The organism is Candidatus Omnitrophota bacterium, assembly GCA_021735655.1.
GTDB lineage: Bacteria > Omnitrophota > Gorgyraeia > Duberdicusellales > 4484-171 > JAHKAJ01.
Genome location: JAIPGM010000003.1, coordinates 150,209 through 176,788, shown reverse-complemented (window position 1 = coordinate 176,788; position 26,580 = coordinate 150,209). Strand labels below are relative to the sequence as shown.

The 26,580-nt window shown below is 37.6% G+C and carries 26 protein-coding genes, 6 tRNA genes and 1 riboswitch; of the genes, 5 read left to right on the top strand and 27 right to left on the bottom strand.

Annotated elements, in window-relative coordinates; all coding sequences use genetic code 11:
* Window positions 1-49: 49 nt before the first annotated feature.
* From K9L86_03610 to murJ, 3 genes are read right to left on the bottom strand one after another with little or no spacing between them, the layout of a single operon-like run.
* A complete protein-coding gene (locus K9L86_03610; protein ID MCF7907944.1) occupies window positions 50-319 on the bottom strand; it encodes an MGMT family protein in 270 nt (89 codons plus the stop codon).
* The gene (locus tag K9L86_03605) at window positions 316-1,533 is read right to left on the bottom strand and encodes a GIY-YIG nuclease family protein (GenBank protein ID MCF7907943.1); all 1,218 of its coding nucleotides are present in this window, start codon (window positions 1,531-1,533) and stop codon (window positions 316-318) included. The genes K9L86_03610 and K9L86_03605 overlap by 4 nt, the downstream gene beginning before the upstream one ends.
* Window positions 1,512-3,047, bottom strand: a complete 1,536-nt coding sequence (murJ, locus tag K9L86_03600) for a murein biosynthesis integral membrane protein MurJ (protein ID MCF7907942.1) — start codon at window positions 3,045-3,047, stop codon at window positions 1,512-1,514. The genes K9L86_03605 and murJ overlap by 22 nt, the downstream gene beginning before the upstream one ends.
* 72 nt (window positions 3,048-3,119) lie before the next feature.
* Between murJ and rpsT the strand changes: the two genes are divergently transcribed.
* Window positions 3,120-3,422: a 30S ribosomal protein S20 gene (rpsT, locus tag K9L86_03595; GenBank protein MCF7907941.1), complete on the top strand. Its 303-nt coding sequence runs from the start codon at window positions 3,120-3,122 to the stop codon at window positions 3,420-3,422.
* On the opposite strand, the gene K9L86_03590 is transcribed toward rpsT, so the two are convergent.
* The 11 genes from K9L86_03590 to K9L86_03540 all read right to left on the bottom strand — a co-directional run bounded on the left by K9L86_03590 (window position 3,411) and on the right by K9L86_03540 (window position 13,714).
* Window positions 3,411-4,103, bottom strand: a complete 693-nt coding sequence (locus K9L86_03590; protein ID MCF7907940.1) for a hypothetical protein — start codon at window positions 4,101-4,103, stop codon at window positions 3,411-3,413. The two genes, rpsT and K9L86_03590, sit on opposite strands and share 12 nt — an antisense overlap.
* Window positions 4,104-4,166: 63 nt before the next feature.
* Entirely contained in the window at window positions 4,167-4,682 is a 516-nt protein-coding gene (locus tag K9L86_03585; protein ID MCF7907939.1) for a hypothetical protein, read from the bottom strand.
* Window positions 4,675-6,660 carry an outer membrane protein assembly factor BamD gene (gene bamD / locus K9L86_03580; GenBank protein MCF7907938.1) on the bottom strand — a complete coding sequence of 662 codons (1,986 nt, stop codon included), beginning with the start codon at window positions 6,658-6,660 and terminating at the stop codon, window positions 4,675-4,677. The genes K9L86_03585 and bamD overlap by 8 nt, the downstream gene beginning before the upstream one ends.
* 53 nt (window positions 6,661-6,713) lie before the next feature.
* The gene (locus K9L86_03575) at window positions 6,714-7,967 is read right to left on the bottom strand and encodes a ComEC/Rec2 family competence protein (protein MCF7907937.1); all 1,254 of its coding nucleotides are present in this window, start codon (window positions 7,965-7,967) and stop codon (window positions 6,714-6,716) included.
* Window positions 7,968-8,163: 196 nt separating this feature from the next.
* The gene (locus K9L86_03570) at window positions 8,164-8,514 is read right to left on the bottom strand and encodes a helix-hairpin-helix domain-containing protein (protein MCF7907936.1); all 351 of its coding nucleotides are present in this window, start codon (window positions 8,512-8,514) and stop codon (window positions 8,164-8,166) included.
* 39 nt (window positions 8,515-8,553) lie between these two features.
* Entirely contained in the window at window positions 8,554-8,940 is a 387-nt protein-coding gene (locus K9L86_03565; protein ID MCF7907935.1) for a DUF2752 domain-containing protein, read from the bottom strand.
* An 8-nt stretch (window positions 8,941-8,948) separates the two neighbouring features.
* The gene (locus tag K9L86_03560; GenBank protein ID MCF7907934.1) at window positions 8,949-9,341 is read right to left on the bottom strand and encodes a DUF4234 domain-containing protein; all 393 of its coding nucleotides are present in this window, start codon (window positions 9,339-9,341) and stop codon (window positions 8,949-8,951) included.
* A gap of 137 nt (window positions 9,342-9,478) precedes the next feature.
* The gene (locus tag K9L86_03555; GenBank protein ID MCF7907933.1) at window positions 9,479-10,072 is read right to left on the bottom strand and encodes a prepilin-type N-terminal cleavage/methylation domain-containing protein; all 594 of its coding nucleotides are present in this window, start codon (window positions 10,070-10,072) and stop codon (window positions 9,479-9,481) included.
* Between the two features lie 205 nt (window positions 10,073-10,277).
* Entirely contained in the window at window positions 10,278-12,731 is a 2,454-nt protein-coding gene (gene leuS / locus K9L86_03550; GenBank protein MCF7907932.1) for a leucine--tRNA ligase, read from the bottom strand.
* Window positions 12,732-12,750: 19 nt separating this feature from the next.
* Window positions 12,751-13,599 carry a deoxyribonuclease IV gene (locus K9L86_03545; protein MCF7907931.1) on the bottom strand — a complete coding sequence of 283 codons (849 nt, stop codon included), beginning with the start codon at window positions 13,597-13,599 and terminating at the stop codon, window positions 12,751-12,753.
* 31 nt (window positions 13,600-13,630) lie between these two features.
* Window positions 13,631-13,714, bottom strand: a tRNA-Leu gene (locus tag K9L86_03540).
* 103 nt (window positions 13,715-13,817) lie between these two features.
* Here K9L86_03540 and K9L86_03535 point away from each other — a divergent pair.
* The 3 genes from K9L86_03535 (at window position 13,818) to K9L86_03525 (ending at window position 16,964) form a co-directional block, all read left to right on the top strand.
* Window positions 13,818-13,893: transfer RNA gene (locus K9L86_03535), tRNA-Ala, on the top strand.
* 8 nt (window positions 13,894-13,901) lie between these two features.
* On the top strand, window positions 13,902-15,839 hold the full coding sequence (locus tag K9L86_03530) for a DEAD/DEAH box helicase (GenBank protein MCF7907930.1): 1,938 nt from the start codon (window positions 13,902-13,904) through the stop codon (window positions 15,837-15,839).
* A gap of 63 nt (window positions 15,840-15,902) precedes the next feature.
* Complete coding sequence (locus K9L86_03525) at window positions 15,903-16,964, top strand: tetratricopeptide repeat protein (GenBank protein MCF7907929.1); 1,062 nt, start codon at window positions 15,903-15,905, stop codon at window positions 16,962-16,964.
* A gap of 83 nt (window positions 16,965-17,047) precedes the next feature.
* Here the strand turns inward: K9L86_03525 and K9L86_03520 are convergent, their stop codons facing one another.
* Window positions 17,048-17,374, bottom strand: coding sequence for an exosortase system-associated protein, TIGR04073 family (locus K9L86_03520; protein ID MCF7907928.1), 327 nt, complete (start codon window positions 17,372-17,374; stop codon window positions 17,048-17,050).
* A gap of 105 nt (window positions 17,375-17,479) precedes the next feature.
* A riboswitch (cyclic di-GMP riboswitch) is annotated at window positions 17,480-17,576 on the bottom strand.
* 195 nt (window positions 17,577-17,771) lie between these two features.
* Here K9L86_03520 and rpmB point away from each other — a divergent pair.
* Window positions 17,772-18,026: a 50S ribosomal protein L28 gene (rpmB, locus tag K9L86_03515; GenBank protein ID MCF7907927.1), complete on the top strand. Its 255-nt coding sequence runs from the start codon at window positions 17,772-17,774 to the stop codon at window positions 18,024-18,026.
* Here rpmB and recJ read toward each other — a convergent pair.
* From recJ to K9L86_03455, 12 genes are all read right to left on the bottom strand, one after another.
* Window positions 17,985-19,655 (bottom strand): single-stranded-DNA-specific exonuclease RecJ, encoded by a 1,671-nt coding sequence (gene recJ / locus K9L86_03510; protein ID MCF7907926.1) that lies wholly within the window; start codon window positions 19,653-19,655, stop codon window positions 17,985-17,987. The two genes, rpmB and recJ, sit on opposite strands and share 42 nt — an antisense overlap.
* Window positions 19,655-21,271 (bottom strand): arginine--tRNA ligase, encoded by a 1,617-nt coding sequence (argS, locus tag K9L86_03505; protein ID MCF7907925.1) that lies wholly within the window; start codon window positions 21,269-21,271, stop codon window positions 19,655-19,657. The genes recJ and argS overlap by 1 nt, the downstream gene beginning before the upstream one ends.
* Window positions 21,272-21,284: 13 nt before the next feature.
* Window positions 21,285-22,355 (bottom strand): threonine synthase, encoded by a 1,071-nt coding sequence (gene thrC / locus K9L86_03500; GenBank protein MCF7907924.1) that lies wholly within the window; start codon window positions 22,353-22,355, stop codon window positions 21,285-21,287.
* Window positions 22,352-23,623 carry a homoserine dehydrogenase gene (locus K9L86_03495; protein MCF7907923.1) on the bottom strand — a complete coding sequence of 424 codons (1,272 nt, stop codon included), beginning with the start codon at window positions 23,621-23,623 and terminating at the stop codon, window positions 22,352-22,354. The genes thrC and K9L86_03495 overlap by 4 nt, the downstream gene beginning before the upstream one ends.
* Window positions 23,620-23,970, bottom strand: coding sequence for a PilZ domain-containing protein (locus K9L86_03490; protein ID MCF7907922.1), 351 nt, complete (start codon window positions 23,968-23,970; stop codon window positions 23,620-23,622). The genes K9L86_03495 and K9L86_03490 overlap by 4 nt, the downstream gene beginning before the upstream one ends.
* Before the next feature lie 28 nt (window positions 23,971-23,998).
* A tRNA-Pro gene (locus K9L86_03485) sits at window positions 23,999-24,077 on the bottom strand.
* Window positions 24,078-24,288: 211 nt separating this feature from the next.
* Complete coding sequence (locus K9L86_03480) at window positions 24,289-24,534, bottom strand: hypothetical protein (GenBank protein MCF7907921.1); 246 nt, start codon at window positions 24,532-24,534, stop codon at window positions 24,289-24,291.
* 27 nt (window positions 24,535-24,561) lie between these two features.
* Complete coding sequence (locus K9L86_03475) at window positions 24,562-24,912, bottom strand: hypothetical protein (protein ID MCF7907920.1); 351 nt, start codon at window positions 24,910-24,912, stop codon at window positions 24,562-24,564.
* A gap of 275 nt (window positions 24,913-25,187) precedes the next feature.
* Complete coding sequence (locus tag K9L86_03470) at window positions 25,188-26,192, bottom strand: NAD(P)-dependent glycerol-3-phosphate dehydrogenase (protein MCF7907919.1); 1,005 nt, start codon at window positions 26,190-26,192, stop codon at window positions 25,188-25,190.
* A 129-nt stretch (window positions 26,193-26,321) separates the two neighbouring features.
* A tRNA-Gly gene (locus K9L86_03465) sits at window positions 26,322-26,392 on the bottom strand.
* A gap of 17 nt (window positions 26,393-26,409) precedes the next feature.
* Window positions 26,410-26,492: transfer RNA gene (locus tag K9L86_03460), tRNA-Tyr, on the bottom strand.
* 9 nt (window positions 26,493-26,501) lie between these two features.
* Window positions 26,502-26,575: transfer RNA gene (locus tag K9L86_03455), tRNA-Thr, on the bottom strand.
* Window positions 26,576-26,580: the final 5 nt, after the last annotated feature.

The following is a 26,580-nucleotide window of genomic DNA, read 5'->3' as shown; positions in this document are numbered from 1 at the left end:
TTTAATTTTTACAATTTGAATAATTAGTCTTTCCTCATATCTGTATTTATTATTTTACCATATCTTTAATTTTTTTCTCTAAATTTATTAAGTTTACCTTAAGGTCGCTTCCCAAGGAATACCCGCCGGCCTGATTCGATGATTTAACTACCCGATGACAAGGAACAAACAAAGGATAAGGATTTTTCCTAAGAGCATTGGCTACTGCCCGATAAGCCTTAGGGCGACCGGTCTTTATAGCTACCCATTTATAGCTACGCACCTGGCCCAAAGGTATCTTTGAAACTATCCGTAACACCTTTTTCTCAAAATTAGTCATTTCTTAAAAACCTTTCCTTTTCTACGATGAAGCTGATAGCTATGGGCAAATCTATGGGCCTCATCTCTTATCCGCTGTAGAAGATGTAAACAAGGCTGATCTTTAGCTATTGATAAAGAAACTCTTCTGTCGGCAAACCAAACCTCTTCATTTTTCTTAGCTATGCCGATTACGGCTATAGAAATACCTAAGCTTGAAAACACCTTCTGGGCAATTCCTACATGCCCCCTACCTCCATCAATGACAACTAAATCCGGTAAGGACTTCTTTTCTCTTATTAATCTGGAGTAACGCCGCTTAACTACCTCAGCAATCATTGCATAGTCATCCTTGCCCTTAACTTCCCTTATTAGAAAACGACGATAGCTCCCTTTATCCGGCAACCCATCCTTGAAGACGACTACTGAACCAGTGGCCTCACTAGCACCCAAAGAAGATATATCAATAGCCTCTAAGTATAAAGGGAGCTTAGCCAAGCCCAAAGTCTCTTTTAAAGAAATTGTTTCATGAGCTTTAGGCCTACCCTCATAAAGACTATCAATAGCTATAATAATATTTCTAATTTTGGCAGCTTGTTCAAACTTTTGCTTGTCAGCTAAACGCTTCATCTTTACCTTTAAGTTTTGTGTTAACTGCCTTCGCTCACCGTTTAATATTTTTGTAGCATTGCTAATGATTTCCTTGTACTCCCTAGAAACAATCTTCCCTTCACAGGGCGCCGAACAAAGTTTAAGATGAAAAAAAAGACAAGCTGTCTTAGGTAACCTTGAGCAAGAACGAAAAGGAAACACTTTTCGTATTGACTCTAAAGCTGACTTTAAGGTTTTGGCCGCTGGATAAGGACCAAAAAGAATTGCTGGCGACTTTGTCTTAGGGCGAGTGATAAAAATGCGCGGAAAATCATCTTTGCTAACCGCTACGTAAGGATAGCTTTTGTTATCACGCAAAGCAATGTTATATTTAGGTTTTCTTTCTTTAATTAAGGCTGCCTCCAAAATTAATGCCTGCTCGGGGGTTGTGCATTCTATACATTCAATATCACAAACCTCACCAAGAAAATTACTATTTTTAGATTCTGATCGAGAGAAATGACTCATGATGCGTTTTTTTATTGAAGAGGCTTTACCGATATAGAAAACTTCACCGTTGGCCGATTTCATAATATATACACCAGGACCTAAAGTCAACTTCTCTATTTTTTTGCGGATATCCATACTTTTAGGTGACGAATCTGCCTTAAGCCAACAAGGTATCCACCACCAAAAAAAACAACCGCCACAGCGACGATTATCACTAAAGCATTAAGATACTTGTTGTAAGGTGAATAATACCAAAGAAAACGCGCCAATAATCCGACCACTAGGCTAAGCGACAAAACCTTTAGTAATTGAGATCTTGTATCCTGCCAATCTATCGGACCAATTCTTTTTTTAAAAAAATAATACAACAAGAAAAAATTACAAATAGCCGCTAAACTACTGCCTAAGGCTACACCGCCAATCTTTAGAGGAAACATAAGAATCGAACTCAAGATTACATTTACGATAAGTGAAAAAGTAGCTGTTTTCGCCGGCAGAACAGTATCCTTTAAAGAATAAAACGAATTAACCAAAAGTTTGATACCACAAAAGAAAAATAATCCAAAAGAGTAGAAAAAAAGGACTGAAGAGGTCATTGCCAATGAATAAGAGTCAAAAGCCCCTCTAGTAAAAATAATGTTTATAATCGCTTCAGGAATAAACAAAAAAATAACTGAAAGCGGTATAATAAAAAAAATGATGTTCTGAAAAGAGAAAACAAAAAGTTCCTTGAAATCTTCGGATTTTCCCTGACTATGATAAGAAGAAAGATCAACGATTGCCACCCGCGATATTGAAAGAGCGATAATAGCAAAAGGAAATTGGATCAACCGGTTAGCGTAATAAACCGAGGCTAGAGCCCCCGAACCAACAATTACTGTCAATGAAGAAAAAATGGTATCAATAAATACACTTAAATGATAAACGATACTCGACCATGCTCGCGGAATAAAAAGCTTAAACATTCGCAAGACTGCCGCATTTTTCAAGGCCTCAGCGAAACTAAAGCGGAACCTAAAGCCTTGCCTTCTTAGTGAAAAATAAGGAAATATCAACTGTAAAATTCCAGCAACTATAACGCAGATAATCAGAATATAATTTTTTAAAGATTGACTAAAAAAAACTATTCCTAAAATAAACGAGATATTCAAAAAAATCGGGTTAATTGCTGGGATAAAAAATTTCTTTAGTGAGTAAAGAACAGATACCATTACTGATGATAGGCCGATCAAAAAAAGATAGATAAAAGTAATTCTAGTAAACGATACAGCCAGATTAAATTTGAAAACTTGGCTAATGAAGCCAGGAGCAATCAGCATGACTAAAAATTTAGCAAAAATGATACCAAGAATGGTGCAAATAAGCAAAATAACACAAAACAATGAAAGTAAATGGTTCCCCAGCTTAAAAATCTGCTGATGATCCTCTTGATATTCACTCAACACCGGAGTCGCTACCGAATCTGAAAAACCCTCAGCAAATACACTCCTAAATATATTCGGTAGACGAAAAGAGACAAGAAAGGCCTCAAGCAATCCAGAAGTTCCAAAAAAGCTAGCTATCAAGATATCCCGAACAAAGCCTAAAATACGAGAAATCAAAGTTCCCGTTCCTAAAATATAAGTATTTTTAATAATTTTACTACGCATAGCTAGTCTAAAAAAAGTCTTGACAGTCCATAAGTATTCTTATAGAATCCTTCCTAATACTAAGGAGAAAATATGCCACAAAGAAGAGCTGCAAAAAAGGATTTACGACAAAGCAAAAAACGCTACCATCGGAACCTTGCTGTAAAGCGTAACATTAGGGTTGCCTTAAAAACGCTTAAAAAAAGCCTTGAAGAAAAAGACTCAAAAGCACGCGCCAAAGCACTAGAAAAAATATGCAAGCTTTTGGATAAGGCTGTTTCAAGTAATGTTATTCACAAAAACAAGGCAGCCAATAAGAAATCACGTCTATCAAAGCTCGTCAATCCTTCGACTAAAAAAACAACTTCAGCTAAGAAAAAATCCTCAACCAGCTGAAGGGGTAAATATCTTCACTAACAGAGTTTCAATAGCCAGACGACTATCAACTCCTTTTTCTTTAAGCGCTCGGTCAGCCTCCCATAAATATTCTAGACAAATCTCTCTCCGCGGATTACTAAAACCGGAACATTTATGAACCAATACACCAATGATTTGCGGGCCCAGCATGTGTGCGTTGCTACCGGAACGAAAAAGACTCTCAATAATATAAAGCGAACTATTTAAATCATTCTTTCGCAAGCTACTCATTAAATCCTGAAACGAAAAATCTTTTTTTACCGGACTAACCTTATATACCGCAGCTTGCTTTATAGCCAAGGTAAATAAACTATCTGACATAAACCGTTTATCTCTTTGTAGCTGATAATACTCCTTATCGCTGTCAAAAACAACATAATTCGCAAGAAGAATCCTCTTTATATTTTTAAAAATAAACTTTCTCACCGGAGATGCCAACTGATGAAAATTTCTAAAAATAATCATCCTCCGCTGACCAAAGGAAGCAGTGAGCAGCTTGTCATTTAAACCCTTCAACTCTACCTCTTTCCCATAAAAAGTAAAAGTATCTAAAGGGGAATCCTTCTCCTTAAATAACCTTTTCTTTATACCACTGAGTGTACGTTGTCGCTGGTCGAAGTTACCACCGGAAATTAAAAAAAGTCTTTCTCTAACTTTCATAATTTTATTGACTCAAAACAAAGGCGGGCAATTCTTGTGCTTTGACATAAAAAGACTAACGAATCACCATTGCTCCAAAACCGCTTCGGAAATTCTTCGCGCTGTATCGCTTACTAAAGCGATTTGGGCTGTGGTCTCACTTCCGGAAACAAGATACTCGGTCTCACCAACAACATCTTCTTCAATTAATACTTCACCTGTGGCTGAGGTAAGCTTGATGTGTGTATGCAGCCTCAAGCGTTGCTCCTTCACCTCGCCATCATTAGCCTCTTCATAACGCAAAGTCTGTTTGGTGTAACTATCCACTGAACAAGTAAGTGTAAGCGCCTGTTGATCCTGACTGACTACCTTAAGTTGGCCATCATTGTTAAATTTACTTACTATCTCATTAGTTAATTTATTTTCAATCAAAATAGGAAAATTAACATACCCCGATGTTCTTTCACTCAGAGAAGTTACATCAATGGTATTAATTACCGGCCGAACCATTATTTTTTTCCCGGCATAAATAGAACCTCGAGTAGTATAACCGCATCCAGAACTTAAAAAAAATACAGCTAGAATTAATAATTTAATCATTTTCTGTCTCCTTATCTTGAGCTTCTACTTTAGGCTCAGTCCGACTTTCTTTAGCTAATTTTTCTTTACGCTTTTTTTCCTTAAGTGCCATTTTTTTAGCTTTAGCTTTTTGTTTTTTAATTAGCTTCTCTTGACGCTTTTGGGCTTTAATCTGCTTTGCTTTTTGAATACATTCCTGCTTGGCCTTTAACTTCTTTTCCCTAATCGCCTCTTTTCTAACTTTAGCTTCAATTCGACGAGCTAATTTTTCGGCTCGCTTTTTTTCAATAAGAGCTTGTTTATCTTTTAAGCGTTCTGCTTTCTGTCTTAGTTTCTCTTCTCTGGCTGCTTCCTTCCTCGCTTTAGCTTCGTTGCTCCGATCAAGCTTTGCTTTTTGCTTAGCTGCAATTGAATCTTTCTTTTTCTGGATAAGCTCTTCTTTTTTCTTTAACTTTTTAATTCGAGTAAATTCTTTTTTAGCTCTTTTTTGAGCTTTACGCTCAATTTTTCTTTGTCGCTTCTCGGCAAGAAGAGCCTGCTTTCGTTCTCGCTGATCTTGTTTCTTTTTTAGCTTTGGACTCTTTAAAGGTACCTTCTTGGCTTTAGCCGATTCTAATTCAACAAACTTTTCCTTACTTTTTTCTTCAACCAACTCTTTTTTTCCCTGTGTCGGAGCTTCCCTCTTTTTTAACTCTTTAGCTCTTAGGGCCTGTTTTTTCGCCTTAGCCTCATTCTTTCGGGCAAGTTTTTCCTCGCGTCTCTCTTTGGCACGGTTCTTCTTCTCCTGTGCCCGATCCTGCTTCTCTCTTAACTTCTTAGCCCTAGCTATTTCTTTTTTAGCTCTGGCCTCAGACTTAAGCGCAAGCTTTTCCTTACGACGAAGCTCTTTGGATATCTTTGCTTCCTGTCGAATTCTCTTTTTTGTATCTATTTTATTCTGTCGAAGCTCCTGTTTGTTGTCCTTTTTTCTATCCTTTGCCCTAATCTTCTCTGCCTTCTTAGTTTGAGCTGCTTCTTTTTTATGGCTTAAGATTAAATCTTTCTTAGTCAAGTTTCCTTCGATTAACTGATTCAACTCCTGAACCTTCTCTAAAGAACTATCATAATAATCACTATCAATATACTCATCAAGGACTTTACGATAATAAATCACCGCACTTTCATATTGATCCTGATTTTCATAAAATTGAGCTATCTCAAAGTTCTTTTTAGCTTCTCGGTTCCTTAAAATCTTCAGTTGATCCTCAGCCTGATCGGAAATCTTAGCTTCAGGATGTTCTTTAATAAACTCATCAAGCCTGGCAGTAGCCTCCTGTAAGTAAGAAGAATCATAGTCGGCCCCCGGAAAGGCCTTCGAAGTCGCTATAGCTAATTGATACTTTGCCGGAGGAGCCCATTCAGTATCAGAATAATTATCAACTACCTTCTGAAAAGCATCTCGAGCTTCGTCAAACCGGCCTAATTCAAAAAGAATGATCCCCAGCTTATATTGAGCTCGCGGCGCATATTCTGAATAAGGAGCCTTATTGACCAAACTATTAAAAATTAATATCGAAGGATGCTCTACAAAATCATACAATGACAAACCCAGCCATTTCTTATGTTCACGATTCAAAAAGGACTCACCAATATTGTACTCCCTCTCAATTACTTCGTTAATCCGCTGGCTATTAGGATAAGAATCGATTAGTTTTTGATAAACTAAAAAGGCCTCATAAGACTTATCAAACTTCTCAAGGCATCTACCCAGGTAATATTGGCTTTCAGCCGCTTCTTTAGCATCAGGATAGTGAGCTAAGAATTTCTTAAATTCCTTATGGGCTTCCTTGTAGCGTCCTTCTTCAAAAATCTTTAAAGCTGCTTTATACTGAAGGTAAGGAGTGGAAAGGGCTGAATATTTAGGGTTCTTCCACTTCTGAGTCTTAGGAGACCAAACCCAAAAAGGGTAAACCGACCAAGAAAAGGTAAGTAGAATTAAAAGAAAAATGGCCTTCTTCATTGATAAAAAACTATATCAAAGGAGGCTATTCTTGTCAAACCATTAATCAACCCTTAACTATCTGGACTTTGGAGCTTGAGACTACTCTTGAGCTTGAAAAACACAAGAATCCCGGCCAGAACAAAATAGTAGCCAAACACGCCGGTTAGAGAAAATTGCCAGCTAAAATAAGAAAAGCTAAAAGAACCTAAAAACCGGACCAAATAAACAAAAATCAAAATAAGAAATGAAAGTAAAGCCCCTAAATTTTGAGCAATAAAACTTACTGGAGCCAATATAATTAAAAAGAAGTTTATCGTAAGAATAAAAGTAAAAAAAGGAATCAAAACAATATTATAGACTATCCCCAAAGTATTAATATTGCCGAAATAATAAGCGGTTAACGGTGTGACAAATACATTTACAAACAAAGAGCAAAAGAAAATCTGCCCAGAGTAAACCAGAGCTCGACTGCCAACTAACTTAACCGGAAAAATTCGATAACCAACAAGGATGGCAAAAACTGCCATAAAAGATAGTTGAAAGCCAATTGTAAAAAGCATTGCCGGATCTATTAACAAACAAATTAGTCCGGCCAAACCTAAAGAATTGAAAGAGTGTGGTCTTCGTTTTAAGAAAAAACTAAAAGCAAATACCGAGTACATAATAACCGCCCGTAAAGTTGACGGACTGACCCCGGTCAAAAAAGTATAAAGATAAAGAAAAACTAAAGAAATTCCTAAACGGAGCCTAAAAGAAAGGCCGAAGAATCCCAAGAAAGAAAACAAAATTAAAGCGGTAAGACCAACATGCAATCCACTTATCGCCAAAAGATGTGATGCTCCAGCCCGAGAGAAAAATTCACGCTCGCCACCCAGCAACTCCCTTCTTCCTAAAAATACCGCTGCCAGAAACCGATAAGCCTGATCCGTAGAATTCTTTCTAAAAATATCAAGAATATACAGGCTAGTCCCTTTAACAAACTTGTCCCAGGGATTCAAAGAAAGCTCATTTATCCTAGCTTTAGACTTTATCCAAAGATAATAAAACCAGCGATCATGATAGCTCCTTCTGGTTAACTTACCCAAAACCTCATAACTATTTAAGTATTCCAAAGACTTCGTATAATCATAAACTCTTAAAGTTTGTCTAAAGGGATGACCGTCTGCTTGATCTATCTCGGCAGCGAAACTACTGCGCAATTTTGTATTTTTAGGTAAAGATATTACCTTAAGAACAAATCGCTTATCTTTATTTAAAAGGGATTCCGGTTGATGATGCGAATTAGCCAGATACCAAATACCTCCAAGAACAAAAAAGATAACCAAAATTAAGATATCAGAAAGAAACCGTCGATTTCTCCGATAAAAAAAATAGCTAAAAAAACTTACAACAAAAAAACAACAAAGGGAGGTCAAGAATGATGGAAAAAATGCGCTAACTATGATACCTAAGGCAAAAAAAATAAAAAGAAAAAAATTAAAAAAAGAACCATAATTTATATTTACCACAATGACTTAACTCTTAAAAAACAATTAACTCGGCCAAATTTTTAGCCTTTTCGCTTCCGATTCCTTTAACTTTTTCTAAATCTTCGAAACTTTTAAAAATACCGTAATCAGAACGGTAATTAATAATTCTTTCTGCGGTTACCGTACCAATACCCGGCAAAAGCTCAAGTTGTCCTCTGTCAGCCTTATTAATATTGATCAGTATTTGCCGACCACTAGCTTCCTCAGCAGAAGTTTTACTGGCATTCTCTAAAAATATTTTATTTATTTTGTCAGTATTTAAAAATCTTAAAATACCACCCAACAAAATCAAACCAGCGATTAAAAAAATAACCTTTCTTTCTTGAGGAGTAAGGCAAAACATAGTTATTGCTAAATAAATTAAATTGGATTGACTAAACCTTTAGCTTGCTACCAAACCTAATACCCAAACCACTAAAACGCTAACTACTGCTAAATAAACTAAACGCTTATGTTTCAGCCATAAAGGAATACGCCCAAAGAATAAGTAAATTGCCATTAAACAAAATAAAGGTACTGAAAAAGGATTGTAGGTGATCGCCTCTTTAATTTTAAATTGTCCGATGTCCAAAAAAGCATGAGTCATGCCGCAACCGGGACAAGGAATTTTGGTAATCGCCCGAAAAGGGCACAAAGGCAAATACGAAAGATGTTCTTTGAGGTCTATTCCAAAAAAGAAAAAACAAACACCAGAAAGAACAACGATCAAAAAAATAGAACCAATGAGCGCCCGGAGAACATATCTAGACGCCTGGGTCTTGCTCTGCATCTTATTAATTAGCTAACTATCTTATTGATCTCACTTTGATGTATGCAATCAACTATTACGGTCATACCAAAAATAGTTACCAGCACACTGATAATCGGCAAGTTATCAAATACGACCTTATTTTTATTGTGTTGAATCTCAACGATAGCTGATCCCATTTTGTATTGATAAAAAATATGATAAATCCCGCAAGTAACAATCGTAAGAAGAAACCAAAGCCAAAAATCAAACTCTTTCTTGCCTAACAAATCATTACAAGCCTCCATCTGTCGATAATTCCAATAAATATTGAAGAACCCACAAGACAGAAGAGTTAAAATAAGATACACTGGGATGCTGATATTGTGCTGCGATTCTTTCTGACCCCCAACTTGTCCTGATGATACGTTTGATTGATCCATAACTACCTCCTTTCTTGCTTTTTGTTAATTTTTATATTCATAACGCAAAAATATCCACCTACTGAGACGCCCAGGTGGATCAACTTGTTAGATAATTTTATCAGAAAACTATCAACTCTGTCTCCATTTGGTTGAAACTATAAAGCATCCCAAACCAAAATCCAACTTAGATCGCCTTCTACCTGATTTGTAGATGGGCCATCTAAGATACTTCCATTCGTAAGATCCCCGTCATCAACCATGCTGTCAATTTTCAGTTGAGCCTTTAATGGCACAGGACAGCCACCGTTTCCCCAATCTTTAGGAATTTGATAACAATCATCTTCGAAATCAACCCACATATCTACCTCTGGGCCTCTACCAGCGTCCCAACTTTGAAAAGCATACCAACCTCCCCAAGGGTGCTCTGATTTAATTTTCTCAATGTATGGTCCATCCCAACCAACCCAGCCAGTAAGGTCTACAGATAAATCATTATTATCGGATTCCAAGAATAAAAAACAACATACACCAGCAGGAGTAGACTCAATACCCGCACCCTCCATAACCCATTTACCAGTATCAGCATATAAACTATAGGCCGCGGTTTTATATGCTTTAAAATCTCCAATTGCTTCAGATACCTTCGCTTTTTCAATGGCCTTAAAGGCATTGGGAGCAATGATAGCAGCTAAAATTGCGATGATAGCGATGACTACAATTAGTTCGATCAAGGTAAATACTTTTTTCATTTTTCTCCTCATTTCTTTATTTTATATCTAACAATTAACAGACGAACTACCTAATTGCTTAAATTATTTATTCTATTGTTGCCATTTTATCATAATAATATAACCAATTATAAGGTTTTTCCTTATAATATTGTTTCGTAAAATGTCCATAATAGCAGCAAATACGAAGTTCGTATAATATGGTGATTTTGTCATCAAAGAAAAGTTAAACCACAATATTAACAATTCTCTTATCGATGTAGACGACTTTCTTGGGCGGTTTTTCTTGTAGTGATTTTTTTATCTTCTCTAAGGCTAAGGCTTTAACTTCAACTTCTTCCTTAGACCAATTAACATCTATCTTTAATCTATCCTTCACCTTACCATTTATTGAAACTGCGATCTCAACCTCAGCTTGCTTTAAATACTCTTCTTTGACTACCGGCCAAGAACGCTTCAAAACAGACTCTTTATTGCCAAGAATTTCATTAACCTCTTCACTGATGTGCGGAGTAAAAGGAGATAAAAGCAAAAACACCGTATCAACAGTTTGCCTTAAAATATCCTTACTTAAGGCTGCCTCGCTAATACCCTTATAGGCCTGGTTCACTAACTCCATAATTTTTGAAATAGCCGTATTAAATTGAAAATTTCCCTCTAAGTCCTTGGTAACTTCTTTAATCGTTGAATGTACTTTTCTGAGTAAAGCCTTTTCTTGATTATTTGGCTCATGGTTATCTTCTTTTGAACACTCCTTAAACATATCAACCAACTTTAATGACCTTTGAATGAACCGCCAAGCGCCGAGCAATCCCTCATCCTGCCATTCGGCATCTTTCTCCGGCGGGCCGATAAAAAGAATGTAAAGCCGCATGGTATCGGCTCCGTACTTATCAATAATATAATCAGGAGCAACCACATTACCCTTGGACTTAGACATCTTATTGCCATCTTTCACAATCATGCCTTGAGTAAACAAACGCTTAAATGGCTCAGAAAAATCTATCAGCCCCTCATCTTGAAGAAACTTATTAATAAAACGCGAATACATCAAATGTAAAATTGCATGCTCTACCCCTCCGATATATTGATCTACCGGTAGCCACTTATTTACATCATTACTTACAAAAGCTGTTTTTTTCTCTTTAGGCGATATGTAACGTAAATAGTACCAACTAGAATCCACAAAGGTATCCATGGTATCGGTTTCCCTACGAGCTGGCTTACCACATTTAGGACATTTAACCTTAATAAACTTATCAATATAAGTTAAAGGAGATTGCCCAGTAGGTAAGAACTCTTTTACTTCCGGTAAAAGAACCGGTAAATCTTTATCCTCCACTGCAACCTCACCGCAAGCCTCACAATAAATAATCGGAATCGGTGCCCCCCAATAACGCTGACGCGACACCAGCCAATCCCTAAGCTTATAATTAACCGACCTTTTCCCAATATTGTTATTTTCCATAAAATCAACGATTTGCTCTTTAGCTTCTTCCGAGCCTAGGCGATCAAACTTTCCCGAATTAATTAAAGACCCTTCCCCTTCGTAAGCTTCTTGGCTTATGCTAAGGCGCTTTTGTTTATCTTCGGCTTCAATGACTTCAACAATCGGTAGGCTATACTTCTTAGCAAATTCCAAGTCTCTTGAATCATGAGCCGGAACGCACATGATTGCTCCGGTTCCATATCCGGAAAGAATATAATTAGCAATCCAAATCGGTATCTTTTCACCGGTCATCGGATTAATTGCGAACTTTCCGGTAAAAACTCCTTCCTTTTCAAAATTATCTATTAGACGAGCTGACTGAGGTTGCTTTTTTACCTTTTCAATAAAAGCTTCAATCTCGTCTTTATTGGCAAGATCTTTTATTAACTCAACCACATAAGGATGGCCCCAACTTAAACCCAAAAAAGTTGCCCCAAAGATAGTGTCGGCTCGAGTAGTAAAACAGTTAAACTTAAGTTCTGAATTTTCAACCGGAAAGTTAATCTCAGCACCGAAAGACTTACCAATCCAGTTATCCTGCATCGTTCTTACCCGCTCCGGCCACTGTTCTAAAAGTTTTAAATCATCTAAAAGACGGTCAGCATAGTCAGTAATTTTAAAAAACCATTGCTCTAAATTTTTCTGGTTAACCTCATTTGAACAACGCTCACACTTTCCGTTAGTTACCTGTTCATTAGCTAAAACGGTTTTACAAGATTCGCACCAGTTAACCGGGGCTTCTTTGCGATAGGCTAAACCTTTTTTATATAACCTCAAAAAAAGCCACTGGGTCCACTTATAATATTCCGGATCACAAGTTGCGATTTCTCGTGGCCAATCATAGCCTACCCCCCAACTTGCCAATTGCTCCTTTATCCGCTTAATATTTTTAAAAGTCCAGGTCTTGGGATGAATCTTATGTTTAATTGCCTGATTCTCAGCCGGCAGCCCAAAAGCATCCCAACCCATCGGAGAAAGAACACCAAGCCCCTGCATTCTTTTATAGCGACCAACAGCGTCGCCAATTACATAGTTTCGGGCATGACCAACATGGAGTTCACTCGATGGATAAGGAAACATTACCAGGCAGTAATATTTAGGTTTTGCTGAGTCTTTATTATCTACAGAAAAAATTCCCTGCTTTATCCATTTATTTTGCCATTTTTTATCAATCTTCTTATTGTAATTCATATAACTAAACCTCTTATAACTAACCTTTATACAATTGCCGCACCATCTTTATATTTTTCTGATCATCACCTTCATCTTTCCTCGGAGTCTCTAAGATAAACGGAATATCTTTCAACTTAGGATGATTTAGTATCAAACTAAATCCCCTTTTACCGATTTTTCCCTCACCGATTGCAAAATGACGATCGTGACGTGAATCTAATTCTTCTAAGGTATCATTAATATGAATTACTTTTACTCGCTCAAGGCCAACTTCCCGGTCAATCTCCCTCAATAATCCACTAAGGCCAACAGCATCGTTTATTTTATATCCAGCAGCCCAGGCATGAGCAGTATCTAGACACAAGCCAACACGCTTGGTATGACTAAGTTCATCAAAGATAAACTTTTGATGAGAAAATTTATAGCCTAGCCAACTACCAGAGCCTGAAGTATTTTCAAGAAGAACCATAGTTTTAACCCCTTTAGTCTCTTTAAGTATTTTCTTCAAAGCATTAACTATGCGTGAAAGGCCACCGAGTTCGGTTCCACCCTTATATGAACCCATATGAGTTACAAGATAATCGGCCCCTAATTTATCAACTTCAAGAAGATCAGCGATAAAATCTTTTATCGTAATTTTATGAAATGATTGTCGGCAAGAAGCTAAGTTAAGCGTATAAGGTATATGAACAACGATTGGGCTGATATTTTTTTCCTTTGCTCTTTTTTTAAATATATCAGCATCTTCCTGACTAATATCGGTTTTGCGCCATTGTCGGGGGCTACGGGAAAAAATCTGCATGGTGTTGCAACCTAATTCCGCTGCCCTATCTACAGACTTATAGATCTTACCGGCAATTGATACGTGAACACCTAATCTAAGCAACTAGCTCTTGCTCCTCTGATTATTTTACATATGCCGGAGGAGGGACTTGAACCCACACCCTGTCGCCAGGACGGGATTTTGAATCCCGCGCGTCTGCCAATTCCGCCACTCCGGCTAAAACAAAATACAGATAAAAAATCATAACACCCCCCAATTTCTTTGTCAATTGACAATTTGCCAGCTAAATGATAATATTCTTTATAAATTACAGCGATCTTGGGGCCGTGGTGCAGTTGGGAGCACGCAACACTGGCAGTGTTGAGGTCGAGGGTTCAAATCCCTCCGGCTCCACCAATTTTTAAATGAAACCTTTCAAGCTCGACAAATTTCAAAACCAAGCTATTGAGGCTTCCCGAAATAACAATTCAGTAATTGTCAGTGCACCCACCGGGGCTGGCAAAACCTTAATTGCTGAATACATTATTGAAGACTCACTAAAGAAAAAAAAAGGTATAATCTATACCGCTCCAATCAAAGCTCTCAGTAATCAAAAATTCCGAGACTTTTCTAAAAAATACCCCGAACAAGTTGGCATCCTAACCGGCGACGTAAGTATCAACCGCCAAGCCCCGATTTTAATTATGACCACTGAGATATTCCGCAACGCTATTCTGGTAAACCCTCATGAATTTGAACACCGAGAATGGATTATTTTTGACGAAATCCATTATCTTGATGATATTGAACGAGGGACTGTCTGGGAGGAAGCAATAATCCTCCTACCGCCACAGATGAAAATATTAGCTCTGAGCGCAACGATTCCTAACATTAAACAGTTTACCGGCTGGCTGCAAAAAGTTCATTCCTTTCAACTTAAGACAATTATTGAAGAAAATAGGCCAGTACCGCTCCATTTTTTCTTTCAATGCAATAATGAAATATTTTACGATTTCTCAAGTCTGAAAAAATCACCGCACTTGCGCAAAAACTTAAAAAATCCCTCCTACCAAGAACGCTACGTATTTTCTAAGCCGAACCGAATAAAAACACTTATTACCGCCATTAGCCAGAAAAAAGCTCAACCTTGTGTTTATTTTTCCTTCTCACGGCGTCGCTGTGAAGAATTAGCTCAAGAGGTAAGCTACTTTGATTTTCTCACCCTTGATGAAAAAACTAAAATAATAAACCTTTTTGACCAGTTGGTTAAAAAATTTAACATCGATTCATCTCCGCATATAAATTTCTTAATACCCTTGATCAAAAAAGGCATTGCCTATCACCATGCTGGGCTACTGCCAACCTTAAAAGAACTTATCGAACGTCTCTTTACTACCGGTCTAATAAAGCTAATCTTTACCACCGAAACTTTTGCTCTTGGGGTAAACATGCCAGCAAAAACAGTTGTCTTTGACACTATGAGTAAATTCTACGGCCATTACCATGGTTACCTTAAAACTCGTGACTTTTATCAAATGGCTGGACGAGCCGGTCGGCGGGGAATTGACCAAGAAGGATTTGTCTTTTCAAGAATAAACCCATCTCATATTGATGGCCGAAGCCTAGAAAGCATCATCTACGGAAACTATGAGCCGATAAAAAGTCAACTTAACTCCCGCTATGCAACAATTCTTAATCTATATCAAATAATGGGCGATCGAATCTATGATATCTACCCTAAAAGCTTCCACTGTTACCAAAGCAAATCTTGGGAGAAAAAAGAAACTCTGGACCTGTTCAAAAGAAAAATAAAACTTCTCAAAGACTTAAACTATATCACTGGTAATAGTTTAAGCCAAAAAGGAGAACTAGCAGCCCGAGTATACAGTTTTGAACTCACTATCGGTGAACTGTTTGAGGGGGGCTTTCTTGATTCGCTTGATTCAGAAAGCCTATTTATTCTGATAATCGCTCTAGTTTATGAGCCGCGAAAAGGTGAAATCAGGCCTAAGCTAAGCAAAAAAATGAAAGCTACTAAACAAAGCCTAAATAAGTTCATAAAAAATATTCACAAAAAAGAACGTCTTTTTAGAATATACCCTTTAAGCAAAAAGTTCTTCTTCCACCTAGGTCAAGCCTCAAAAATGTGGTATCAAGGGCAAAGCTTCATCAACACACATAAACAATGTTTTGTTGACGAAGGTGAACTAGTACGTTATTTCAGAATGGGGATTCAGGTCTTGCGGGAAATACGCTCATCAAACATAATCAACCCTCAACTAGCGATAAAAATATCGCAGACTTTGAAAAAAGTAAATCGCGATATCGTTAACGCCGAAAATCAATTACGCCAAGATCTATAGCTCAAGAAATTAAAGTTCCTTTATTAGTTGAAAAACAAAACATTCTGTATTAGAATAGAATCAATGAAAATAAGGTCTTTACTCCTTGCCATATTATTTCTATTTGCATTAAATATCCCTCTTGCTTATGCCTTTGATTTCCTGGAAGAAAATGAACAAGAGCCACCACTTAAATACCTTTACGACCGAAATATTGCTGTCGGATTAGAATTACTTGAAAACAAAAAATATTCTGATGCTAAATTTGAATTTGAAAAGGCTAAATTCCTCTTTCCGGAATTTCCCGAAAGTTATATCAATCTCGCCATTATCCATATCAATCGCTACGAGTATAATCAAGCTCAAGAGGAACTCAGCCAAGCAAAAAAGCTAGCTAAAGAAAACTATCCGAAAAAATATATTATCTTCTATAATCTCGGGCTATGCGCCTATCAAAAAGAAAACTACCAAGAAGCGGTTGATTATTTTTCTCAATGCCTAGAATTAAAGCCCGGCTTAAAAGAAGCCCTTAATGGTTTAAGTCTAGCCCAGCAAAATATTCTCCGAAAGCCAGAGCCTCAAGAAATTACCGAAAGTGAAGAAATCGACCCTCAAACAATAACCAAAACTATATATGCCAAAGATCTGGATGCAATATCAAAAGATTCTCAAACTCCCCAAAGCCATAAAACCCTAGAAGCAATGAATCTCCTAAGGAAGGCTTCAGCTCATTTTAAAAATAATGAAACCGAAAAGGCAATTGACTGCCTGCAACAAAGTATTTCGCTTAATCCTAACAACCCTCAGGCTCATTATCGACTAGGTGTGATCTATGCTTACCTAAATAATTTTGATCTAGCCGCTGAATACTTTGAAGAAGCAATTAAGCAGGATCCTTCGTTTGTAAAATCTTATATTAATCTCGGGGCAGCCTACGGAAAACTAAAAAACTACCCCGAAGCCATCAGAGTCTTAAATAAAGCTCTAAAGGTAGACAAGAACAATGCTAAAATATATTACAACTTAGGAATGATTGCTTCAGGCGCTGGCAAGGTAAAGGAAGCAAAAAAACATTTCAAGAAAGCCCGCGCTTTAGCCAACAAGGACAACGACACCGCCCTGCTTGGAAAAATACCCAAACTATAATAAATAAAAAAAGGACAGGCCCTATAAGAACCTGCCCTTTTTTCCTGCTTTTTAAGAGGAAGAGCTAATATTCTAAATTATACTTATTCCCAACCTTCAAAAACAAATTCTGGTTCAAGAAGTGGTTGGTCATAAGGCGGTATCGCAAAAGATGCTATATCATAAGCTCCTTCAGTTACCCGTAAAACCGTATAAACAACTCCCTTAACCATACCATAAGTTATGCCAGTTAAAGGCTCTCTCTCTTTAGAAACTAGATAAACTTGTTTCGGAACCTCTATCCAAGAAGTAACTCCATTGACAATACCACGAGCAAGTTTTGTAGCTGCATTCTGATCATACGCATAAGCACCAAAACTCATACTGCATATACCAATCACCAACATCAAAGCCACGATTTTCTTAACCATCGCATACCTCCCCTTTTTCCCAAGTGTCTAAATTAAGCCCCCCTCTATAACAAAAAAACCCATAGCTAAAAGACTATGGGTTACCTATCCAACTTAATCAGATAATTCGGCAGCTGACTACCCTAGCCATTTGAACTTACTTGGCCTTTAGGCTCTTTGAGCTTTGCGCCCCACAATTTCTTGAGGTTTGCCTTTTCGCTACGAGATTCAATTCCAAAGAACGCTTTAACACCTCTTATATACCATGGATTTAACCACCCTGAACAGGGTATAACAAAGAAATACTGTAAACGTTTTCAGCCAAAATAGCCCCATTTTACCTGCAAATATGGCCTTTGCCATAAGAAAATAATATTTTTCTTGACAATATTTAATTTAAAAGTATAGTAGATTACCTATGAGTAGACGTTGTGGTATTTGTGGAAAAAAAGCTCAAACTGGTTCAAGCATTGCCCGGAGAGGTTTGCCTAAAGCAAAGGGTGGGGTGGGCTTAAAAACTACCGGTATAACCAAAAGAAGGTTCCTGCCAAATTTACAATCTAGAAGAGTAATCGTCAAAGGAAAAGTTAAAAAAACTCTAGTTTGTACTAAATGTATAAAAGCTGGAAAGCTATCCTTTGCCTCCAGAAAGTCTAGCACCCCTGATAACTAACCGCGGAATATTATGGTATGTGTTCATGCCGAGAGTAAAAACTATATCCAGCTTATCGCCAGAATTCATAATTTCTAAAATATTTTTATCGTAAATTATTGCCTCGTAGGTCCTATCACCATCACTTAGCCAAACTGAAGATCCATAGCCTATTCTTTTAGGAACGCTTTTCTTAAAAATATTACTGCTAAAAAATTGCCCAGCTGAATTACCTTCACCATAAGGCTTTAAATTTTCTAAACTTTCAGCTAGCTCAATACTAATATCGCAAAAATTCAATTTAGCATCAATATCAAGCACCGGTATAAAATCTTCCGGGCTTAAACTTTCTTCAATTAAGGTGCTGATCTTATCACGAAAGTTTTCCAATTCAGCCTTAGCTATATGAACTCCGGCGGCTTTACGATGACCACCATAACCAATAAGTGAATCAGCACATTGATCAAGCATCTCCAGGAGATGCACGCTATGAATAGAACGAGCCGAACCTTTGCCTACCTCCTGATCAAAAGAAATAACAAATGTTGGTTTACGGTATTTATCGGCCAGACGAGAAGCAACAATACCTAAAACTCCCTGATGCCAATTGTCTCCGGATACGACTATCGCTGAATGCTCCAAGTAACTATTCTGGAGGTGTTGTTCAGCTTCTTTTAAAATCTGAGTTTCGATATTTTTACGCAACTTATTATATTCACTTAATTTGGTAGCTAACTTGAAAGCCTCCTCTTGATTCTCGGTTAAAAATAGCTTAAAAGAATCATTAGCATGGGCTACCCTACCAGAAGCATTAATCCTTGGTCCAAGAATATAACCAACATGAAAAGTATCGATATTCCTTTGCTTTATGCCGGAAACTTTACAAAGAGCGATAATCGCTGACCGTTGGCTTAACTTAAGAACCCTCAATCCTTCTTTAAGCAAAATCCGATTCTCACCATTAAGCGGAACAACATCACAAATAAGCGATAAAGCAACTAAATCTAAAACCTCATGACAATCTTTTCCAACTAAAAGCTGAAGCAACTTAAAAGACAAAGCCCCCGTGCTCAACTCAGAAAAAGGATATTCAGAATCATTTCTTTTAGGGTTAACCAAAGCACAACTTAAGCCTTGGTCGCCTTTTAAAAGATGATGATCGACTACAACAACATCTATTCCCAAAGACTGTGCTAACTTTACTTCATCATAGCCATTGGTTCCACAATCAAAAGCAAGGATCAAGCTAATCCTCTCCTCTTTAGCTCGTAAAATTGCCTCTCGGTTTAGGCCATAGCCATCTTTAATCCGATGAGGAATATAGAAACTAAAGCTTTCAGGAAAGTTCTTAGCATATTCATTAAAAATAACTAAAGAAGTTATTCCGTCAACGTCGTAATCGCCGAAAACTAAAACCTTTTCTTTATTGTGCGAAGCAAGCTTTATTCTTTCAACGGCTTTTTGAATATCAGGAAGTAAGTTTGGGTCATGAAAGTCAGCCTGGCTAGAATTAAGAAACAAACCGAAGTCTCTCTCGGCGATATCACGATTTATAAGAACTTGAACTAAATAGCAGGGTAAGTTATATTTCTTAGCTAGCTCTTGAGCTTGAGAATTTAGCTCTTTTATTCTCCAAATCTTTTTGGTCATTACATTTTTTTAGCCGGGGTTATCCCTAAGAGATTTAATCCTGATGAGAAAACGACCTTAACCCCTTGCAAGAGGTTAAGTCTTGCCTTAGTTACCTTTTCATCTTCATCAATAACTCGTATTTTCTCATAGAAACGATGGAAACTTGCAGCTAGACTTTTTAAAAACTCAATAATAAATACCGGTTCTAAAGAATAATAAGCCTTCTCAAGGCAGTAGGAAAACTGTAACAGCGAACGCAGCAGATTCATCTCCTCGACCTCAGCTAAATTTGAACTATATTTGCTCTTGAATGAACCGGCCTTGGCCTTTTTAAAAATACTCTCGATCCGTGCACAAACATATTGAATATAGTAAAGCGGATTATCAAAAGAGGTCTGTTTAGCTAAATCAAGATCAAACTCCAAATGTGATGAATTCTTTCTCATAAGATAATAAAAACGAGTAGTATCACCACCAATATCTTTAATTAAATCTGAGAGTAAAACAAAGGTTCCGGCCCGTTTAGACATTTTTTCTTTAGTTTTTAAGGTTACCAGCTGAATAATAACTACCCTTAATAAATCTGGCTTATGTTTTAGAGCACTGAGTGATGATTTAACTCTTTGAATATAACCATGATGATCTGGGCCCCAAAGATTTATTAACTGATCGAATTTACGCTCAAGCTTATCGTTATGGTAGGCGATATCAGAAGCAAAATAAGTTAACTCTCCATCAGCCTTCCTGATTACTCTATCCTTATCATCGCCAAATTGAGTAGTTTTAAACCAAATTGCTCCATCTTGTTCATAAAGAAGTTCCTTTTTCTTTAGCTGCCCGATGGTTTCCTCAACTTTTCCCTGCTTGAGAAGCTTTTTCTGACTAAACCAGTTATCAAATTTTATTCCTAAAGCTTTTAGATCCTTTTTAATAAATTCATCAAGTATATGGCTAACAACAAATTTTTCTAAATCTAAGCTTTGAGAATCCTTGCGATAGGCTTTATTAGCTAAAACTTCTTTCGCAACATCTTTTAAATATTGCCCCTTGTAGCCACCTTCAGGAATCTCTGGCAACTGACCTTTTTTAACCTTAAGCCAAGCTTTAACTGAGGTTTTTAGAAGATCTATTTGCCTTCCAGTGTCGTTGAGGTAATATTCACGGCTTACCTGATTGCCAAAAAACTCTAATATATTAGCAATTGTGTCACCAACCACTGCCTGACGACCATGAGCAATCGACAATGGTCCAGTTGGATTAGCACTCAAAAATTCAATGTTTATCTTCTTTTTAATTTTACTGCGGAAGAATTTATCGCCACTCTCGATAATCTCATTTAAGGAATCTATAAGCACTTCCCTAGAAAAAAATATATTAATAAATCCAGGTCGAACGATCTCGATTTTTTCAACCGAACCTTTAAGTTTCTGCTCTAGGGAAGCTTTTATCTCTGAGGCAATATCCAAAGGATCTTTTTTTAACTTCGAAGCTAATCTTAAAGCAACCATTGATGAAAGATCGCCAAACTGTTGGTCTTTAGGTAATTCCCACAAAGGCGGCTCTAGCTGCAAATCGTAGCCCTTTGCAACTAGCTCATCGAGAATATGGGAAATCTTATCGTAAAAACCTTTCATTATTTTAACTACCTTAGATCCGCGCTTTCTTGACTACTGCTTCTAATTCAGCTTTAACAACTGGAGGGGATTTTATATTTCTTATCGCCACTTGAGGATCTTTGAGGCCATGGCCGGTGAGCGTACAAACAATATTTACTTCTTTCTTCTTGATCTTAGAAAAAAACCTTTTCTTATTTAACATAAATAAACCGGCAACTGAAGCTGCTGAGGCCGGTTCAACAAAAACTCCTTCTTCTTGAGCCAAAAATTTATAAGCTGAAATTATCTCAGCATCACTAACCGCTTGGATCAAGCCTTTAGATTCATCTTGGGCCTCTACTGCTTTTTGCCAACTTGCCGGATTGCCAATTTTTATGGCTGTAGCGATTGTCTTAGGATTCTTAACCGGATGTCCTTTGACGATTGGTGCTGCACCCTTTGCCTGAAAACCAAACATCTTTGGTAAATGCTTAATTTTTTTATAAGAATAATACTCTTTATAGCCTTTCCAATAAGCAGTAATGTTACCAGCATTGCCTACCGGAAGACAATGAAAATCCGGAGCAAAACCCAAAAAATCAGATACCTCAAAAGCCGCTGTTTTTTGACCCTCAATGCGATAAGGGTTAATCGAATTAACTAACTCTACCGGATATTTACGAGACATCTCTTTAACGATTTCTAAGGCTTGATCAAAGTTACCTTTAATTGCAATAACCGTTGCCCCATGAATTAGGGCTTGAGCAAGCTTACCTAGGGCAATTGCCCCTTCAGGAATAACTACAATACACCTTAGGCCACAGCGACAAGCATAGGCAGCAGCCGAAGCTGAGGTATTCCCAGTTGAGGCACAAATAACCGCCTTAGCCCCCTCTTCTTTTGCCTTAGAAATAGCCATGGTCATGCCCCGGTCCTTAAAAGAACCAGTGGGGTTAAGACCTTCATACTTAAGATAAACCTTGAACTTCTTACCTAAAACCGCTGACACTTTCGAAGCTTTAATAAGTGGGGTATTACCCTCTTGAAGAGTTACTATCGGAGTGGCCTTGCTTACCGGAAGATACTTTCTGTAGCGGGAAATAACTCCTTCGTAAGCCATCATAAATCCTCAATTCTTATTACTTGAGAATGACCTTTGACTATCGTTAGTCGATCTATCTCAAGAATAGCCTTACGAATATTTTTCTCTCGGGCTTCGTGAGTAATTATGACTAGCGGAACGAACTTTTCCTTATCTCTTTCTTTCTGATTAACCGAAGCAATACTAATATCAAAAGAAGCAAGTATTTTTGAAATTTTAGCCAATACCCCGGGATGATCCTGAATCATGAAACGGGTATAGTAACGACTCTTTATATCTTCAGTATTACGAATAACCACTTTCTCCTCTTTTCTTATCAAACCTTGTTTGGAGGAGGCGATATTTACGATATCAGACATAACCGAAGAAGAAGTTGCTACCCCTCCGGCCCCTTCTCCATAAAAAAGAAGTTCACCGGCAGGATTAGTATCTAGATACACCGCATTATAACTTAGAGAGGTCCCGGCTAAAGGATGATCCATCGGAATAAGTGTTGGGTGAACCCGCAAGTCAAGGAAACCTTTTTCTTTTTTAGCAACTGCCAATAATTTAATCCGATATTGTAATTGCCGAGCATAAGTAATATCTAAAGCTGATATTCGAGAAATACCCTGGCAATAAACGTCTCCTTTCTTTGGCCAAACTCCGTAACAAAGATAACTTAGAATGCATAACTTATGAACTGCATCCACACCATCGATATCCAAACCGGGATTTTTCTCAGCATAGCCCTCTCTTTGGGCACTTTTAAGCGCCAGATTGAAATCGATATTCTCTTTAGCCATCTTGTATAAAATATAGTTTGTTGTTCCATTAAGAATGCCGTATATTTTCTTAACCTCGCAACCGACCAATCCTTCAGAAATGCTTTTTATAATCGGAATAGCTCCGCAAACAGAAGCTTCAAATCCCAATCGACGGTTCAAAGATCCAGCCAATGAAAAAATCTTCGCACCGCTAGTAGCTAAAAGTGCCTTATTGGCAGTAACCACATCCTTGCCATTAGCTAGAGCTTCCAAGATAAGCTTACGAGCTGGCTCAATGCCGCCAATCAGCTCAACAACAATGTCAATTTCCGGATCTCGAATTAACTCCAAAGGATTAGTGCAAAAGCGGGCTGAAAACTTCTTCACCTCTTTTTCCCTGGCTCGAAGCTTATCACAAACCTTTACAACATCAATCTTTACCGAGCTACGACGGGCAATTAATGAGGAGTACTTCTTGAGGGATTTAAGAACCGCTAAACCTACGTTTCCTAGGCCAATTATCCCAACTTTCTTAGTAATCATTTTAAATTTTCCCGGATGAACTCACCTAACTTTTGAAAAAACTCTTCATCTAAATCTAGAAATTTTATTCTAGTCTCATAAATTAAATCTCGTACCACCTCTCTAGAATCAATAACCTCGCCAGTAACATCAATTTTCTGAGGAATAAGCGGAAAACGTATAGTCATTGCTAAAATTGTACCCCTGTTAAACAACCTATTGGTAGTTAAGAGTATGCCCCCCTGACTTACATTCTTTGACTGGGTAAGATCATAGCCATCAACCACTTCTTTAATCCGATAGCTAATGACAAAGTTTGCATCTAACCGAGGGAATTTCCTTCTTTCTGAGCCCGGATATTCAGCCATTGTTGCCTCCTTATTTAATTTAAACTACTGGTCGGGAGAGTGGGATTCGAACCCACGACCCCTTGCACCCCATGCAAGTGCGCTAATCCAGGCTGCGCCACCTCCCGAAGGGGGAAAACACCCCTAAAACAAAGCCCATATGTCTAGCAAGAATTTTATCACGGTTTATTAAGGGTATCAAGATAAATGTAAAAAGGTAAGTTTGAATGTTTTAAGGTTAAAACCTTAAAGGTGTAACCTTAATTCATAATTATTATATCCACCAAGGATAAAAGCTTTTTTCACGAATATATCCTTATTTAAAAGAATAAACTGACTCTAATTATTTGGCCACTTAAGCTTCTCCGGCCACTTAAGCTTCTCCGGCCATTTAAGCTTCTCTGACCACTTGATTTCGAACTCTTTATCCGGGGTCTTCTGGCTAGTTTGATCAAGTATATACAAAGCTTCCCTGTTGCTAGGGAGAAGAGAATAAACCTTTCTCCCTTCGGAGCTCTCATCAACAAAAGCAACACAGCCTACCAAAAATATTGCAGACAATAACATGCAAATTAAACTTCTCATGCAACACCTCCCAAGAAAACAATAGTTTTAATTCTCACTCCTTATAAATGCGTAATATATCCAAACAACAGCAATAAAAAATATAGCCCCAATTCTTAAAAAAGAAGGGTCAAGAGTTCCTCCATATTGAGCTATCAAGGCTCTATTAATAAGCTCTTCCACTTTAGTTGTAACTAATAAAATGAAAGCAACTACTAAGCTAAAAGAAAAAGCTTTCTTTGACCTCCAAAGCTTCATTGCTATTAAAAACAAAATAGCGAAAAATATCCAAAAAACAGGATTAAATATAGAAAATTGGAAATTTTTTAAACTGGCAAGATTAGAACTAAACCATTGAGTCAAACCGCTAAAATTCATATTTGTACTTAAAGTTACCACTCTTTTAATTATTTATTGGACTTAATTCACTAATAAGATTTTACCACCTTTTGAGTAAGCGCTCAATAGAATAAATATAACATTATTTTATGCCCTTAATTAACAGTAAAAATGGGCTTTAAAACTTAAAATAATACAGTAAATAAAAAATTGAAAACGTTTTTAAAACAACCCTTTTATTCCTTGAAAATGGCAGTTTTTGCATGGTATAATTAGGTACAAGAGAGTTTGATGACAAAACCAAACTAAGGGGGTGAAGAACCCCCTGTCTTATTTTAAACGGTCTTTTCAGCCTTAAGCGGACGACGCATTAAATCAATAACTGCCTGCTTAGGGGACTTTCCTTGATAAAAAACTGCATAGACTTGGCGGGTGATTGGCATATCGATCTTTCTTTTTTTACTTAAACGATAGGCAGACTTTACTGTTTCAATGCCTTCGGCAACCATGGTCATCTTTCCAATAACCGTACTTACTTTCTGGCCACTACCAATTGCCTCACCTACCGAACGATTACGCGAATAGGGAGAAAAACAAGTAGTAACTAAGTCTCCTAAACCACTAATACCCCAAAAAGTCTTAGGATTGGCCCCTAACTTCTTGCCCAAACGGGTAATTTCAACCAAACCTCTAGTTGCCAAGGCTGATTTAGTGTTTGTACCAAAACCTAATCCATCGGAAATTCCACAAGCAATGGCAATGATGTTTTTCAAGGCTCCTCCTAGCTCTACGCCAACAAGATCATTATGCAAGTAGACCCTAAAGGTCGGACTGTTGAATAACTTCTGTAATTTTCTACCAATAGCCTTGTTCTTTGAGGCTAAAATGGCTGCCGAAGGAACTCCAGCTAATACCTCTTTGGCAATATTGGGCCCAGAAAGCACTGCTGGCGACCTTACCCCTAGCTCCTCAACAATTATCTCAGAAGCCCTCTTTAAGGAGTTAGCTTCTATACCTTTACTAACGCTAACCAATATCTTATTGTCTAAACGAACGCCTTGTTTCTTAATTTTAACTAAGACCTTCCTGACAAATTTAACCGGGATAGCAAATATTATAATTTTGTTATTAAGAATTCCTTCCAGGGAGGGGTTTATTCCTAAACAATTAGGAAATTTTGTCCCTTTTAAGAAAAGACGATTTTGGCGCTCTTTTTGCATCTTAAGGTTGTGGTCTTCAAACACACTATAAAGCTCAACCTTAATTTTTTTCTTGGCCAAAACAACCGCTAAAGTTGTTCCCCAGCTCCCGGCGCCGATTATCGAAACTTTTTCAGGCATGTTGTATCTCTTTATTCGAGTCTACCCCGAAACACCCGAATACTCAAAAAATCTCTTTGATATTTTTTGAGAGTGTTCCGGGATAATTCGATTAAACATTTTTTCTTAGAAAAAATGTAAATCTCATTAAGCGGGCGATCGGAATCGAACCGACATGACCAGCTTGGAAAGCTGGAGTTCTACCACTGAACTACGCCCGCAATCAATCTTTAAAAAATGGGCAGGGAAGGATTTGAACCTTCGAAGTGCAAGCACAACAGATTTACAGTCTGTCCCCTTTGGCCGCTTGGGTACCTGCCCTAAAATACGAGCCTAGGAGAGGAATCGAACCTCCAACATCCTCATTACAAGTGAGGTGCTCTGCCAGATTGAGCTACCTAGGCAAATT